The sequence below is a fragment of the Burkholderia sp. RF4-BP95 genome (assembly GCF_001521985.1).
Classification (GTDB): Bacteria; Pseudomonadota; Gammaproteobacteria; order Burkholderiales; family Burkholderiaceae; genus Burkholderia; species Burkholderia diffusa.
Genome location: NZ_LOSX01000073.1, coordinates 235,955 through 253,332, shown reverse-complemented (window position 1 = coordinate 253,332; position 17,378 = coordinate 235,955). Strand labels below are relative to the sequence as shown.

The 17,378-nt window shown below is 71.0% G+C and carries 5 protein-coding genes; all 5 read left to right on the top strand.

Features of this window, described 5'->3' with window-relative positions; genetic code table 11:
• Positions 1-265 precede the first annotated feature (265 nt).
• Complete coding sequence (locus WS46_RS25485; RefSeq protein WP_059526731.1) at positions 266-664, top strand: winged helix-turn-helix domain-containing protein; 399 nt, start codon at positions 266-268, stop codon at positions 662-664.
• A gap of 359 nt (positions 665-1,023) precedes the next feature.
• Positions 1,024-2,202: a type III secretion system cytoplasmic ring protein SctQ gene (sctQ, locus tag WS46_RS25480; protein ID WP_059692143.1), complete on the top strand. Its 1,179-nt coding sequence runs from the start codon at positions 1,024-1,026 to the stop codon at positions 2,200-2,202.
• A gap of 3 nt (positions 2,203-2,205) precedes the next feature.
• Positions 2,206-2,880, top strand: coding sequence for a type III secretion system export apparatus subunit SctR (gene sctR / locus WS46_RS25475; RefSeq protein ID WP_044847619.1), 675 nt, complete (start codon positions 2,206-2,208; stop codon positions 2,878-2,880).
• Positions 2,877-3,671: a lytic transglycosylase domain-containing protein gene (locus WS46_RS25470; RefSeq protein WP_059692142.1), complete on the top strand. Its 795-nt coding sequence runs from the start codon at positions 2,877-2,879 to the stop codon at positions 3,669-3,671. Before sctR ends, WS46_RS25470 begins: the two co-directional genes overlap by 4 nt.
• A 234-nt stretch (positions 3,672-3,905) precedes the next feature.
• Complete coding sequence (locus tag WS46_RS25465) at positions 3,906-17,366, top strand: LWXIA domain-containing protein (RefSeq protein ID WP_059692141.1); 13,461 nt, start codon at positions 3,906-3,908, stop codon at positions 17,364-17,366.
• Positions 17,367-17,378: the final 12 nt, after the last annotated feature.

Sequence of the window (17,378 nt, the reverse complement as noted above, 5' to 3'; positions counted from 1 at the left end):
ACGATCGGCGGAAATCGCCCGCCCCACGTAACACCGCCCGTAACGCCCGTAACGTTTCCCCGGATGCTACGTAACAATCCTTCAATGTTGCTCCGACCCTTCCGAAGCGCGCCGCGCATCCCGCGTTAAAAATTCTTTTAGATTCAAGGCCGGCGCGCCGCCAGCCCCGCCCCCGCCCCCCGTCGACGCCCGACGGACCATCCCTGGCCCGGAAGTTGCGGTACATGACCCGCAAACACTCCTTTACGGACATGCGAGGGCCAACATGGATTGCAAATACCTGTACATCGACAATATAAAAATCAACTTCGTGCGCCGCACGATCGAAATCGACAACAAAGTCGTCGACGTCACGCCGCGTGAATTCGACGTCGTCGAATTCCTGCTCGACAACATGAACAAGATCGTGCCGCGGCAAGCGATCCAGGAAGCGGTCTGGGGCCGCGAGCTCGGCGTGTCGTCGCGCACGCTCGACACCCACATCTCGCGCATCCGTTCGAAGCTGCAGCTCGATCACGACAAGAACCTGCGGATCATCCCGATTTATGCGGTCGGCTATCGGCTGGTGCTGTTCGGCGCGGCCATGACGCACGTCGAGCGCCACGACGCGGCGCCGATCCTGCGCGCCGCGCCGCAGCAGGCGCTGGCTGCCGACTACGCGTAACGCGTCACGGCTCACCCGCGCGCCGCCACCGCGCGGGGCGCCGGCAAGACTCCCCACCGCGCCGCACGTCCGCCGTGCGGCGCCGCGCGGCCCGGCACACGTGCCCCGCCGCGCCACGACCGCCGCCTCCGGGCGGCGGTTGCCTTTGTACGTGCGACGCGCCGCACGCGGCCACGCCGCCGCGCAGCAGGCTTCGTAGCTCGCCGCCGCCCGCGCGGCCGGCGGATGCGCGCGACTACGGATTCCGGCGCGGCACGCGGCCGGCGCCGTCCCTACAATCGACGCAGCAGCCGCGCGCCCCCTGCGCCGCCGGCCACAACAACCCGTCGAACCAACGCCGAATCCGCCCCGATCCCGCCGTGCCTGCGCTGTCCCTGACGAATGCCGACGCCGGCGACGCCGCGAACCGGGCCTCGCCCGCCGCTGCCACCCCGCCCGCCGCGGCGCCCGCCATCCCGCCCCCGCCGGCCGCGATCGCGCTCGACGCGTCGCCGTGGCTGCCGCGCCTGTCCGCCGCCGCCGCGCGCGGGCTGTCGCATGCGTACGGCGCCACGGGCGCGGTCCCGGTCACGCTCGGCGAACACGCGTACGAGGTGCGCTGGCGCGTCGACGCCGAACCGGCCGCCGACGCGCACGCGTACCGCTTCGTCATCGGCCCGGCCGCCGGCACGCTGTGGATCGATCCGGTCGCGGAAAGCGCATGGCTCGGCGACGCGGCCGACCCGGCCGTGCCGGCCGTGATCCGCGCGGCGCTGCTCGCCGACCTCGCCGCGCCGCTCGCGGCCGTGCTGCAGGCCGCGACACGGCAGCGCGTGGAACTGCTGCCGCCGCCGGCGAGCGTGCCCGCATGGCGCACCGCGCCGGCCGCGCTGCGCTTCGAACTGCGTCGCGCCGACGGCGCATGGCGCTGCCACGGCGCGCTGCTGTTCGATGCGCCGGACGCGCTCGCGGTGTTCTTCGCGGCGCCGGCGGCCGCGCGGCCCGACACGCGCGCCGCGTATGCAAGCCTGCCGGTGCCGCTGGTGTTCGAGATCGGCCGCACCGAGCTGACGACGGCCGAGCTGGCCGACGTCGTCAGCGGCGACATCATCGCGATCGAGCGCTGGCGCGCGCACGAGCAGAACCTGCTGTGCGTGGCGCGGGTGCCGGCCGCGCCGGCGTGGGAGATCACCGGACGGCCGTCGGGGAACCGGCTGACCGTCGAACGAATCAGGGAGATGCCTTTGGAACCGACCCGCACCGACACCCCGCCCGCCACCGCGACCGCGCACGATGCGTCGCCCGACGATGCGCCGCGCTCGCTCGACGGCCTCGCGGTCGACCTGCGCTTCGAATTGCCGCCCACGTCGATCCCGCTCGGCGAACTCGGCACGCTGCAGCCCGGCGCGGTGATCGAACTGCAGCAAGGCATCAACCAGAGCGTGATCCATCTCGTCGCGAACGGGATGCTGATCGGCACCGGCCATCTGATCGCGGTCGGCCAGAAGCTCGGCGTGCGCGTCGTCACGCTGACGCAGCCCGCGCCGCGCGAGCGCTGAACGATGGGCAGCCTGCCGAATCCGGTCGCGCTGATCGCGGTGATCGCCGCGCTCGGCATCGCGCCGTTCGCGGCGCTGATGGTGACGAGCTACACGAAGCTCGTGGTCGTGCTCGGCCTGCTGCGCTCCGCGCTCGGGATCCAGCAGGTGCCGCCGAACCTCGTGCTCAACGGCATCGCGCTGATCCTGTCGCTGTTCATCATGGCGCCGGTCGGGATGTCGATCCGCGACGCGCTGCAGGCCCGCCACTTCGACGCATCGGGACAATTGTCGACCGCCGACATCGGCGCGCTCGCCGATGCCGCGCTGCCGCCGGTCAAGGATTTTCTGGTGTCGCACACGCGGCAGCGCGACCGCGAATTCTTCGTGCGCACCGCGACGTCGGTCTGGCCGAAGAACCGCGCGGACGGCATCAAGGACGACGACCTGCTCGTGCTGGTGCCGAGCTTCACGCTCGCCGAGCTGACGAAGGCATTCCAGATCGGTTTCGTGATCTACATCGTGTTCATCGTCGTCGACCTGCTGGTCGCGAACATCCTGCTCGCATTAGGCATGCAGATGATCTCGCCGACGACGATCTCGGTGCCGTTCAAGCTGCTGCTGTTCGTCGCGCTCGACGGCTGGTCGCTGCTCGTGCACGGGCTCGTGCTGTCGTATCGCGTGGCGGGGGCCGGATGAGCGCGCGCGGCCCGCGCGGCGTCGTCGCGAGCCTGTGCGCGATGCTCGCGCTGACGCTCGCATGCGCGGGCATGCAGCCGCGCGGCGCGCACGCGGCGGGCAGCGCCGCGGGCTTCGCGCAGCTCGCGCGCGCCTGCGCGCCGAACGTCGATCCCGACACGCTCGCCGCGCTCGTGCGCACCGAATCCGGCTTCAATCCGTATGCGATCGGCGTGGTCGGCGGCCACCTGACGCGCCAGCCCGCGTCGCTCGACGAAGCACGCGCGACCGCAAGCGAGCTGGCCGCGCGCGGCTTCAGCTACAGCGTCGGCCTCGCTCAGGTCAACGAACGAAACTTCGCGAAATACGGCCTCGACGACACGACGATGTTCGAACCGTGCCGCAACCTGCGGGCGGGCGGCGCGATCCTGACCGAATGCTTCGCGCGCTCGTCGAACACCGGCCGCCCCGCGCAGGCCGCGCTACGCGCGGCGCTGTCGTGCTACTACAGCGGCAACTTCACGACCGGGTTCTCGAGCGGCTATGTGAGCCGCGTCGTCGCGAGCGCGCAGCGCAACGCACGCGAAGGCGGCGTCGAACCGATTCCGGTGGTGCGCGACATGCCGCCGCCCGCGCGACAACGGCGCATGGACGCGGCCGCGACCACACCGCCGGAGCGCGCGCGCAGGCTCGCGTCGCCCGCGGCCTCCGCCGACGCGCCGTCGTGCCATGCGCGACCGGTCGTGATGATGTGTCGCGGATTGTCGGCGAGCCAGGCGAAGCGGCTGTGCGTGCGGTGCCTCGACCAGTGACGGCGCGCGGCCCGTTTTCCGGGGCGGGAACATCGGTCGCGCGGCCCCGGGCACGCCGCCGGCGCGGGGCCGCGCGCGTCTCGTAGCGCACCGTGGCCGCGCGCGGCGGCCGGCACGCCGCGCTACGAAACGGCGAGGAACCGGCCGCAATTCGTCTCCCTACACTCGTCGGATCGCATCGTGGCGCACGTGGCGCCGTGCGGGACGCGCATCGCGCGCGTAAGGGAGACGAGCATGCTGTCGATCGACGGAATGGGACTGGGCGTCAACTGGCAACGCTTCCTGTCCGACACGCTGGACCCGGTCGTCGCGCCGCCTCCCCCGCCGCAAAAGGACGATTCGTCGACCGGCCCGGCCAACCCGACCGTGGCGCCGCCGATTCCCGTGACGGCCACGCCGTTCACCGACCCGTCGAAGCCGACCAACCCGGAAATCGCATCCGCGACGTCGCTGATCCAGAGCATGGCCGCGCAATACAGGCCGCCGCCGCCCGACATCGCGGTCGAGAACGACAAGACGCGGGCGGTGCAGAAGGCGATCCAGGACGCGCAGACGCAATACGACACCGCGTCGCAATCGCTGCAGGGCGCGCAGAACGTGCTGCACCTCGCCAACCGCGACCCCGAGTCGACCCCCGACGAACGCAATGCCGCCCAGGCCAGCTACGCGAAGGCGCGTGCCGCCGCCGACGATGCGCAGCGCAACCTGAACGTCACGACCGACGCGGGCTACATGATCCTGTACGGCGAACAGGCGACGAACGACATGCCCGCCGGCATGGTGCAGTCGGATACGGGCGAAATCACGAATCCGGGGGACGCGCGCAATCTCGCCGACCAGAAGCTCGCCGCGCTGCAGGCGCTGTTCCCCGACTCCCCGCACGATCCGAACGACAAGAACTGGGCGCCGCAGGCGAGCGACTGCAAGACCCCTGTCCAGATCCGCGCGTACGACGACTGGCAGACCGCCGACGCACATGCCGCCGCGGGCGAGGCGAAATACTACGCGGATATCGCGAACTCGAATCTCGCCTATACGCAGTTTCAGTCATACCTCGCCGATCCCGACTACAAGGCGGCCGTCGACGCCGGCGTCGGGAAGCTGAACGACGCGCTCGCGCCGCTGAACCTGGAGGTGTCGTTGCCGGATGCACCGGCGTCCATGGACGCCGCGCAGCAGGCCGTCACGACCGCCGCGAAGGACGCGAACTACGCCAATGCCGCGCTCTCGGCGGCAAACGACAACGTGACGCTCGTGCAGGCGCAGCAGCAATCGGACGCGGACCACGGCAAGGAAGGCCCGACGGTCGTCGCGCCCGGCGCGATCGAGAAGGACAAGACCGCGCTCGATCGCGCGCAGACCGCCGCAGGCACGAGCAGCAGCTATCTGCAGATGTTGTCCACGCAACAGCAGGCCGACACGCTGCAGGCGAACTTCCGCGGCAAGCATGCGAGGATCGGCGACGATCCGGGCGACCCGTACACGCAACTGCAATTGGCGAAGCAGCAGGCAAGCATCGCGCACGATGCGTTCGTCGTCGCGTATGGCGGATCGCTCGCGCAGCAGTACGACGACCAGGCCGCGCAGATCGAGGCGACGGTGAAGGCGACGGCGAAGCCGCCGACCATGTGCCGCGTGCAGCCGAACTGGCTGAATGCGTCGCCGCTGTTTGCGCCGCCGTGGAGCACGGCCGCGAACGGCACGGCGAACCTGCCCGGCGCGGCGCCGCTGTTCGCATCGCCGTTCTCGGCGGCGAATCCGGCAGCGAATCCGCTGGCGGGCGGCACACCGAACGGCGACACGCCGTCGCTCGGCACGTCGCCGTTCGTGACGAGCCCGCTCCAGCCCGCGCAAAGCGATGCGACGGCGAGCGGCACGGCGGACGCCGGCCCGACGCTGGCCGATGCGCAACGCCTGCGCGTCGTCGCGGGCGCGATCCGCGCGGCCGACGATCGCCTGTCCGATTCGGTCAACGAGCGCGCCACGAACGCGGCGCTCGCCCAGGCGCGCGACCTGCAATCGCAGAAGCACGACTCGCTGACGAACATCCAGCAGAAATACGACGACTGGCAGGCGTCGCATCCGGCACCGCCGCGCTTCCGGCAAGTCGCCGACGGCGACATCCTGCCGGCCTTTTCGCCGCCGCTGCCGAACCCGCACCAGCGCGAGCTCGACCAGGCGAAGCAGGACGCGCAGAACGCCGACAACACGGTGCAGCGGCTGCAGTTGATGGGCGAACTGGCGCATCGTCAGGTGCTGATGGACCAGTTCGATGCGGGCCTCGACGAGCGCCTGCGCTACGTGACGGACGATCATTCGGACGCGTACAAGGACTACCAGAAGGCAGCGCGCGACTTCTATTCGGCGCATCACAGCGACATGTCGAACACGCTGCTCGACGTTGCGGGCGCGAACACCGGCAATGGCGCGACGATCGATTTCGGCAAGCTGAGCGACACGCAGCAGCGCAACCTGATCGGCGTCGCGCTCGGCATGTCGCCGGACGTCGGCGGCGATCCTTCGTCGACCACGTCGGTCGCCAACGACACGCAGACGCACTTCACCAACAAGGACAAGCTGTCGGCGATCGACGGCGTGCGCGACACGCTGCTGAAGATCGGTGGCGGCGCCGACACGCAGATCAGCGTGCGGCCGATCGTGTATGCCGCGAAAGACGTCGGCATGCAGACGACCGCGCTCTTCGAAGTCAAGGACACCAAAGGCGTCACGCAGTTCGTGGACGAGACGGCCAGCACGTACCACGACATCAACGACTACATCGACAACAACGAACTGTCGTCGGACGGCACGGTCGACATCGCGACCGGCCACAACGCGGACGGCACGCTGCAGATCGTGTCGCGCGCGGCGCACCACGACAGCGGCTTCGACAGTTTCCTCAACACGTTGACGGGCACCAAGCTCAATCTCGGGATGCTGATCGGCGGGATGGTGCTCGAAGGCATCGGCGGCGTGCTCGACGCGACGGTGCTCGGCCTGCCGCTCGGCGCGACGCTGAACGTCATCGGCACCGGCATGGCGTATACGTCGATCGCCGCGACGATGACGAGCTCGGCGCTCGACCTCGCGAACCGTGCGGACCATGGCCGCAGCTTCAACCCGTTGAGCGACGCGGGGGCGCGCTCGGATTTCATCAACCTGATACCGATGGGCGCGGCGGGGGCCTCGAAGCTCGTCGGCAGCAAGCTGTTCATGCGCGGCTTCACCGGGCTGACGCGCATGCCGAAAGTGGCGTCGTTCCTCCGCGGCGCCACGAAGGTCTTCGCGGTCGGGACCGGCGTGGCCGGTGCGACCGAGTCGTTCTTCGAGGCCGGGGCCGACTACCTCAGCGGCAATGCCGACGCGGGCAACAAGGCGCTCGTCGGCGGCCTCACGAACGTCGCGCTGATCGCCGCCGGCGGGCTCAAGGCGCGCGCGGTCACGGGCGTCGTCAATCGCACCGGCATCGTCGCGCGCACGACGGACGGCAAGGCGGTGACGATCGACGGCCAGACGATCCGGCAACTGCTGAACAACGGCGGCGACGCGTCGCTCGCGGCCGGCCGCAATCGCGCGACCTTCGACGGCGAGCGCGTGACGGTGTCGCACGACGGCACGCTGATGGTCGGCGACAACGTGCTGACCTATGACGGCAAGCCGATCCGCATGCTCGACAACGCGTCGCGCAAGGCGTTGCCGACGGGCGAATCCGTCGTGCTCGGCGCGGACGGAAAACTGTCGCTCGCTTCGGTTTCCGACAAGAACTGGACCAACGGCACGCGCATCGACTCGCTGACCGATACAGGCGAAAGCCTGTCGTTCGGCCCCGGCGGCCGGATGAGCACGACGCCGAAGATCGCGGCGAGAACGCGGCTCGATCTGCTCGACAGCGCATTGCAGCAGGCGCGCGACGCGTACACCGCCGAGAACGGCGGCGAACAGACGGCACGCAGGCTCGCGCAGACGACGACGCAGGACGACACGGCGAGCGCCGCGACCGACGCGCGCAGCACGCGGCGCACGAGCGAGGAACGCGCACGCATCGACGAGCAGCGCGACGAAAGCGATGCCGATCACGCAACGAATGCAGGCAGCAACCGCCGCAGCGCCGACGCGCACGCGATGCGGTATCGTCCGTTCGACACCGATACGCCGGCCGGCGCCGGCAATCGCGAGACGCCCGGGGCCGCGCGACCGCGCGTCGACGTCCGGGTCGTCGATCTCGCCGACGAGGCGCCCGCCACCCGTCCGGCGACGTCCGACCCGGCCGGCATCGCGGTACCGCGCGGGCCGCGCGCGGTACCGATGAAGATCGGCGACCGCACGGTGTACATCGTCCGCGACGGCGCCGAAGCGGACGCACCCGCTGTCGGCGGCGTCCGCCCGCAGGACCTCGAGGAACCCGTCATCGTCGTCGCGGGCGAACACGACGGGCTACTCGCGCCCGAACTCGCGAACCGCTGGCAGAAGGCCATCTTTGCGGCCGCGCCCGACGCGTTCGGCACCGACGGCCAGCTGCGCCCCGATGCGCGCGTGCTCCGCTTCGACCCGGCGCCGGACCCCGAAGCGGCCGCCGGCCATGTGGCCGCCGACGAAACGCCGCACGCAAATTCGCCACGCGACCCGCGCGACGATACGGTGATCGTGCTCGCCGGCAGGCGCGGCCCGAACGAGCCTGCGGTGCCCCAACCCGCCACGACGCGTCAACCGGTGAATGCGCTCGACGGCAGGTTCAGCCCGCCGAACCGGGTGCTCGTGCTGATCCGCCCGGAACGCACCGATGCGGCGCAGCGTGCGCCTGCCCGCGACGGGACGGCGCCGGACGAATCCCGCACGGCGCCCGCCGCGCGCGCGGACGGCGCAAAGCCGCGATCCGCAACGACGAGCGACGCCGTGACGCAGCCCGATACCGATCTCGCGGCGGCGCACCCGGAATTGACGGAAGCCGCGCCGCCCGAAGCGGCCGCGCCGGATCACCCCGGCCGGTTCACGCAGGTGCAGTTCCGTTTCGGCGGTGCGCCGCTCCCCGAGGCCGTGCAGGCGCTCGCGATGCAGTCGGCGACCCTCGTGACGCAACTGCGCATGCTCCACGACGCCGGCTGGCGCGTGAAGGTCGGCAAGCGAGGCGGCGGCAGCTACATCGATCCGCGCAGGCGCCGCATGACGATCGACGGCGCGCTCAAGGATCCCGGCAGCATCACGTACACGCTCGCCGGCGAGGCGCGACAAGCGGTGGAAGCGATGCACGGCGTGCTGAAGCCCGACTACGGCGATTGCGGCCGCTTCACGCGCAAGGCCCTCGAAGCGGAGGCGCGCGCGCAGATCAACGCGTTCGAGGCGCGCTACGAGATCGCCCTCTCGAGCGGCGTCGACATCGCCGAACACGCGCATCTGCCCGAAGGGATCGCGCGCGAGGGGGTCGACTGGCAGCGCACGTCGAGCGATTACACGGGAACGGTCGGGCGGCTCGCCGACCTGTTCGCCGATGCGCCGGTGTCCGGACGCGACGGGCAGACCTTCAGCGCGTTCTACGACGACGTATGGGCGCACCAGAAACGCCGCGGCGGCATTCCGCGCCGCATGCCCGCGCCGCGCATGCACGCCGCCGGCGACGCGCCGGACGGCAGGCAACACCTCGACGCGCGCACCGCGTGGAGCCACGCGCATGCGGTGCTCGCGTCGCCGTTCGGCGACGGCCGCCCGGCACCCGACGCGGCCGACCTGCACGCGCGCCGCGACGGGCACATGACGCGGTTGCCGGACCGCAACCTGCTCGTGCTGCACGCGGACACGCTGCCGGACGGCACGCTGCTCGTCGACGGCGAGCCGGCCAATGTGCACGAATACACGCTCGCCCAGGCGCCGTGGAGGCTGGTCAAGGACGCCGACACGATCGTGCTGTCCGCGAAGCACGGCGGCAACGAAACCGCCGCGCGGCTCGCGAACGTGTTGCAGCGCGCCGTCTACGCGCCGCCCGAGCGTGCCGTCGGCGACGACGCGGCCGTGCTCGACACGCGCGTGTTCCACCGCTTCGACCCGGCGCCCGCGGCGCCGCACGCCCTCGGCGAACTCGCGGCCGACGCCGAGGGCGTCCATCTCGCCGGCGACCCGGGCACGCGGATCGACGTCGAGCACAACGTCGGCGCACTGCTTGGCGCGGGCGCGCGCAAGACCGCGTTCGCGCTCGGCGACGACGCGGCGCTCGTCACGGTCGATCACGGCCCCACGCCGTTGGCGCCGCTGGAGGCGCCCGAATCGCTCGACGCACGGCGCGCGGCCGACGAGCAGCTCGTGAACGCCGAACGTGAGGCGCTTCAGGAACTCGAAGCGCTGGGCGTACGCACCGTGCAGCTGCACGGTCCGTTTCGCTCGCTGGGCGGCATCGTCTCCGCGCTGGTCCACCCGCTCGGCGTGTTCCACAGCGACGCGTTCGCGACAGGCGCCCTGCCGTCCTACATCTCGCGCGCGGGAATCCAGAACATCCTGCGGCTGCACGATGTGCTCCACCAGTCCGGCATCGGCTTCGACCTGCAGGGCATCTTCACGCGCTCCGGCGACTTCCTGGTCAGCGATCCCGGACGGATTCGCCGCGACGACTACGGATCGCACCAGATGTCGCTGTCGCGGCTCGCGGAAATCGAGCGCGGCGTCGTACGCTGGCTCCAGTCGAATGAAACCGGCACCACGCTCGCGCAACGTGACGGAGCGCTGCCGTCCGACGCGTTCGTGCAGAAGCCGTCGCCGATCATGCGCGTGCGGATGCGCGTCGGCGGCGTGCCGCTGCCCGATGCCGTCACCACGCTCGCGCTGCAGTCGGACACGCTCGCGGCGCAGTTGCGCATGCTCGACGCCAACGGCTGGCGCGTGCGCGTCGGCAAGCGCGGCGGCGGCAGCCGGATCGATACGAAGCACAGGCGCGTGACGATCGACGGCGCGCTGGCCGACCCCGAATCGATGACGTACGTGCTCGCGCACGAGACCAAGCATGCGGTCGAGGCGATCGAAGGCACGCTCGGGCTCGACTACAGCGACCGCGGCCGTTTCTCGCGAACGGCCTTCGAAGCCGAGGCACGCGCGCAGATCAACGCATTCGAGGCACGTTACGAAATCAAGCTGACGAGCGGCATCGACATCGCCGCGACGGTGCGGTTGCCCGATGCGCTGCAGCGCGAAGCCGACGCGTGGCAACCGTCGACCGATCCCGCCGTCGCCGTCGCGCGGCTCGCCGATGCGTTCGCCGATGCGGCTGTGTCGGGCACCGGCGGCAAGACGTACACGGCGTTCTACGGCGACGCGCACGCGCGTGCAAAGGCACGCGGCATGCGCGCGATGCCGGCGCCGGAAACACGCGCCACGCGCGGCGACGCGAACGACGGGCCGCACACGATGCGCGAGATCCAGGCGCAGCGTGCGGCGTGGTCGCAGGCCAACGCCGCGCACGATGCGTCGCCGTTCGGCGCCGGCGGCCCGCCGCCGCTCGATACGCTGTCGTTCCTGCGCGACGGCCGCATCCTGATCGATCCGGTCACGCGTCTCGCGATCGTGCCCGCCGAGACGCTGCCCGACGGCACGCTGCTCGGCCCCGACGGGCAGCCCGTCGATCCGCACACGTTCACGCTGCTCAATCCGCCGCCGTCCGACCCGGGCTATACGACGATCCTGTCGGCGCGGCATGCGAACGAAGGCGCGGCCGCGCAGCTCACGAACCTGTGGCAGCGCGCGATCTACACCGCGCATCCGGACGCGGTCGGCGCGGCAGGCGCGTTGACCGACCTGGCCGGAATGAACCGCTACGTGCCGGCCGCGTATCGCCAGCCGTCGCTCGGCGAGCTGTCGGTCGACCCCGTGCACGGCCATCTCCATCTCGGCGACGATCCCGCCAGGCGCGCCGATCCGGCGGATTTCCTCGGGCCGGTGCTGGGCTCGGGAGCGGACAAGACCGTGTTCGACGGCGGCGCCGGACAGGCGATCGGCGTGTACCGCGACGACTCGGCCGACGGCGTCGCCGACGCCCATGCGGCCGTCGATCTCGAACAGAGCGGACTCGCGATGCTGCACGACGTCTACAAGTTACCGACCAGCACCACCGACGGGCCGTTCACCGTCGGAAACCGCGTCGCGGTCGTGCTGAAGCCGTCCGCGCAGCTCAGCAGCGTCGACGTCGAGCTCGACATCGGGCTGCCGAGCGTGGTGTCGGGCAAGGGTCTGGCCGACCTCGAGCGGATACGCCGCGTCACGCAGACGCACCATCTGCTGTACGACTTCCAGGTGCTGTTCGGCCGCAACGGCGACGTGATGCTGCACGATCCCGGTCACCTCCGGCCCGGCGCCGACCCGGACGGCAGCGTACTCGGGCGAATCGACGAAGTCGCCGCGAAGATCCACGACGGAATCGCGACCGGCCGTATCCGGCTCGCGCATCCGGCGTTCGTCGAAGCCGGCGCGTATGCGCCGCGGCCCGGCGCGATCGGGCGCGTCGTCACGACCTTCCGCGGCATCGTGCTGAAGCTGCACGCGCATGCGCTGGCCGCGCGTTCGCCGACGCTGCGGGCACAGATGCGGCTCGCGCGGTGCGACGGCTGGAAGGTGAAGCTCGGCGCCCCCGGCGGCGGCCAATACGTGGACGCGGCGCGGCGCGTGATCGTCCTCGACGGCAACACCCGTCGCGCCGGCACGCTGGTGTTCGCGCTCGCGCACGAGGCGCAGCACAGCGTCGACATCTCGACGGACACCCTCGGCATCGACCGCAGCAGCCCCGAAGCGTATGTGAGGAGCCTGCTGCTCGCGGAAGCGCGTGCGCAACTCAACGCGTGTCGCGTGCGCGACGAAATCCTCGCGGCCGGCGGCCCCGACATCGCCGCGCACGCGCAACTTCCGGACGCGCTCGCCCGCGCGGCGGAGCACGCGTTCGCGAGCGGCGACGAGGCAGCGCTCGATGCGCTCGCCGATACGTTCGGCGACATGCGCACGTCGCTGCCCGGCAAGCCGACCTATCGCACGCTGTACGCCGAGCAGGCGCGCGCCGAATTCGCCGGCCGGCCGGCGCCGGTGAAGCTCGCGGCACCGGCGCGCGGCGGCGCGCGGCGCGGCCGCTACGCGATCGACAGCGCGGAAATGACGCGGGCGCGCGCGTGGCTCGACGAACGCGGCATGCGCACGCTCAGACGCGTCGACGGCACGCACGCGCCGTCGCTGCGCGCACTCGTGCGGCAAACCGGCGTCGATACCGAACTGCTGATTGCGCGCGCCGGCCCGGTGACGCCCGACGCGGCGCCCGAATTCGTCGCGTCCGCGCGCATCGATGCGAACGGCGCGATCAAGCCGCCGAAATTCGTCGGCAACACGCTGACGCAGGACGAACGGGAATGGCTCGGCGCCGCGCTGGATACCGCGCTGGATGCGGCCGATCCCGCGCAGGCCGCGGCCGCCCGCCAGGCCTTCGCGTTCCATGCGTCGCCGGTGTCGCTCAACGAACTGCGGTCGCTCGGCGGGGTCGCGAAGATCGAGCCCGTGCGCGACGGCAAGCCGGTGACGTTCACGCAGCCCGGCCGCGTGACCCACCGCTACGTCGCCGCGATCCTCGCGCTGGACAATACGAAGCACTACCGCAGCGCGCACAAGGCGATCGCGGCGGCCGCCGAGTCCGACACGATCTACGCGGTCGACCAGGCAAGCGGCGAGATTCGCGGCCACGCACGCTACGACAGCAGCCACGGCGTCTGGCAATACCAGGAGAACGCGCCCCTGGCGCACACCCGTGTCGCGCAACGGCCCCTGGCCGGCGCGTACCCGCGACGTGCGCAAGTGCGCGTGCGGCCGCACGGCAAATCGCACGGCGTGCCGCTCACGCGCGCGCGAGCGCGCGGCATGACGTTCGCGGTCAGCAGCATCGCCCCGGCGACGCTCGAACGGATCGGCAACCGCTTCGATCCGGTCAAGCCGCCGAAAGCCGGCAAGCCCGACAAGCTGCCGCGGCCGGGCCTGCGCTATCTCGGCCATCTGGGGCTCACGAGAACGCTGAACGCGCCGCGCCGCGTCGCCTTGCTGACACGCAACCGCGCCGCCGCGGTGCTCGGACGCGGGCGCACCGGCGCCGCCCTCCCCGCCGGCGGCACGCGCGCGGCCGATCCGGCTACGCGGCTGTTCGAGAAGAACGTGTTGCCCGCCGGCAAGGACGCGGCACTCGATTTCAGCGGCCACAACGCCGTGCACCTGCTCAGCGTCGCCGAATTCGGCGGCCTCGAGGCGGGCAAGCATCACATCTACGTCTACGACACCGCGGAACCGCTGACCGACCGGCTCGACGCGCCCGAGGGCATGCTGGTGCCCGACGCGAACGGCAAGCTGACGTGGCACGATCCGCACACCCCGTCCGCGCCGGGCGTGCCGCTCGAGTCGTCGCCGATCGGCGACGGCCCATACGGCGCCAACGTGCATCTGCTGCTGACCGAACTGACGCCCGCCGAACTGGCCGCGCATGCGCGCGGCACACGGCTCGCGGCGCTGACGCGGCGCCTCGCGCACCTCGAAGCGATCGAACGGGACAAGTCGCCCGGCACGTTCGCTTCGCTGCGCACGTGGGCAAGCCAGCAGGCGCGTGACGCGCGCCGCGCGCGCAACGCGCTGAAGAAGCAGATCAAGACCGAGAAGGACGCTGCCAAGCGTCTTGGCCAGCCCGTGCCCGCCAACCCGAAGCTCAGGATCAGGCCGTACCAGCCGTCGCTCGTCAGCGCGACGCTCGTCGAATGGAAGCGCCTGTATGGCGACGGCAACGTGTCCGGCCTGTTTGCGCACCTCGAACGGATCGACGCGCTCGCGAAGCGGGAACGCGACCCGCGCCTCGCGTCGCTCGAGCTGATCGACACGCCGCCCGATGCGCCGCCGCCGGCGATGATGGCCGACGCAGCCGCGTGGCGCGGCACCGGCATGCCGCTGTACGTGGCGCGCGACTGGTCCGGCGGCGGCGCACGCTATGCGCCGGTGCCGTTCTGGAAGCGCGCGCAGCGTGGCCTGAGCACGGCCGCGGCCACCGATCGCGCGCTGCGGCGCGCGTTCCTCGGGACCAGCGAGGCATTGCAGAACCGCATGGTGCCGATGAGCCGCGCGCACCGGCTGTCCGACGATCCGGCGCCGTTCGTCCGGCAGATCGTGCGCAACGGCGGCGTGATGCCGGTCGTGACGATCCCGATCGATCCGCACACGCTCAACGCCACGCGCGGCGCGAAGCACGACCCGGAATTCGTCGACGACGTGAAATCGATCGGCAACCAGAAGACCGCGAAGATCGACTACTGGGAAGGCACGATCACCGGCGAAAACGGCGCCGTCATGCATCTCGACGACCTGACCGAGGCGAATCTGCATCGGTGGCTCGACGCGGCATCGCAGGCGGGTTTCCTGCTGCGCCTCGAAATGGCGCCCGCGCGCGCGCTCGTGTCGTCGGAGGACAACCGGCATCTGGCCGGCACCAACGACGACTATCACCATCACGCACGCCTCGGCGAGCTGCTCGAATCGTGGGCCGACGCGCATCCGGGCGCCCCCGCGCCGCACGTGATGGTGACGTTTCACGGATGGGATGCCGTGCCGGAGCCGGTGCCGGGCGCGGGCCATCTGGCGCTCGTCAACTCGCTGCTCGACCGGCCGACGCTGAAATGGGTGCATGTTGGCCTGTCGTACGCCACGCACGGCGCCGACTTCATCGCGAATCAGGAACTGACGACCGCGCTCGCCACGATGCTCGTCGACCGCGCGCAGGCGGAAGCCGCCGCGCGGGCCGGCGCGAAACCGGTCGAAAGCACGCTCGAGCGGTTGCACGGCTCGGATGCGCTGACGCGCGTGTTCGAGCGCGTCGACCGCGCCACGCTGGCGGACCAGCACCAGATGCTGCTGGCCGAAATCGAGCGGATCGGCCGCGCCAGGGGCCTGCCGCCCGACGCGATCGCGGCCTTGCGGCAGGGGATCTACGAAGGCAACACGACGCGGCTGCTGAATCGCGCGCGTTACGCGACGTCGACGTTCGCGACCCGGGCCTGGGCGGCAAACCGGCAATCCGCACCGAAGGCGGACGCGCCGGGCCGCAAGTTCACCGAGACCTGGCTGGCAAGCGTCGGCGCGCGGCTGCGCGCACCCGGCCAGGACACGACGCTGCGGCCCGGCCAGAGCGGCCCGGCGCCGCTCGCGCCGTGGCGCGAGATCGTCCGGCAACCGGCACTGATCGTCGACGACTCGCTGCCCGTCAGCGACAGCCGGCTCGTCAGCGCGCAGGCGGTCGCGCACGTCGCGGCAGACGATCCGCTCGCCGCCTACGCCGAACTGAATGCGCTGCGCCTGCAGCAGGTGGAGCGCTCGTGGTCGCTGCTCAACTGGAAGAACGTGCTGTCCGGGATGGTCGGCATCGGTGCCGGCGTCGCCGTCCATCACATCGGCCTCACGCCGACGAACTACAGGCAGGCGGCCAACACGACGTTCGTCGGCGTGCGGACCGGCCGCCTCGTCCAGGCGCTGCATCAGGACACGCTGCGCGCGCTGCAAAGCGGCGATCCGCGGCTCTTCAACCACGTGATCGACCGCTTCATGAGCGGCCTCAACAACCAGTTGTCGGCGCACCGGATGCACGAGGACCAGCGTCGCGCGTCGCTGATCCGGCTGGCGGACGAAGGCCGCGCGAAGATCAACCTGCAGCTCGAACTGCATCGCAGGCAGTCGCTGCCCGCCGACAAGACGGTCGAATACACGAAGCTGATCGCGAACGACATGGTCCAGCAGATGCAGGGGGTGCTGGCCGGCACGTCGATCCAGCAGCTCCATCACGGCAATCCGCGCCGCTTCCTCGGCAAGGTCGGCCGCACGGCGGCGATCGCCGGCTACGCGAGCCTCGGCGAGCTGTCGCTGCATACGCTGCTCCAGGATCCTTCGCTGGTGCCGTTCCTCGGCACCGCCGGCGCGCTGCTCGGCCTCACCTACACGGGGCTCGTTCAGGCGAGCGCGTTCACGCACCTGAGCATCGAGCGGCGCAGCCGCGTCGTGCGCTTCATCGACACCGCCTCCGACCTCGCGAGCATCGCGGGCGGCTACATCGGGCCGTTCGTCGGCTCGGCGCCGACGATTCACGCGAACCTGCCGATGGCGATTTCGTCCTTGAGCTCCGCGACGCTGCTCGCGCTCGCACGCACCGACACGCATTTCCCGAACCTGACGAAGCGCGTCACCGGCAAGATGCCGACGATCCTGCTGCTCGCGCCGATCGGCATCTACGTCGGCAACTGGCTCTATACGGCGTTCGGCGGCAGCGGCAGCGGAAAATCGACGCCGCCGACGGGCTCGACGAAACCGCCCGGCCCGCCGGCGGGGCCGCCGTCAGGCACGCACGTGCACGTGGCGCCGACGACGCCGGCAACGCCGACTGCTCCGTCGGGTACATCGAGCACGCCGAGCACGCCGAGCACGCCAAGCACGCCAAGCACGTCCAGCGCGCAGCCCTACATCGTCGTCGAAGGCGATTCGCTGTGGGTCGTCGCCGACCAGCATCGTCAGTCGCTGCTCGATGCCGCGCACGTGTCGCGCGCCGATCAGCAGACGATGACGCGCGGCGAACAGGATGCGCGCGCGCTGAACGAGATCCTGCAGCTCAATCCGTCGGTCGCGCACGATCCGAACCGCCTGTCGATCGGCACACCGCTGATCGTGGGCTGAAATCGGCGCCGC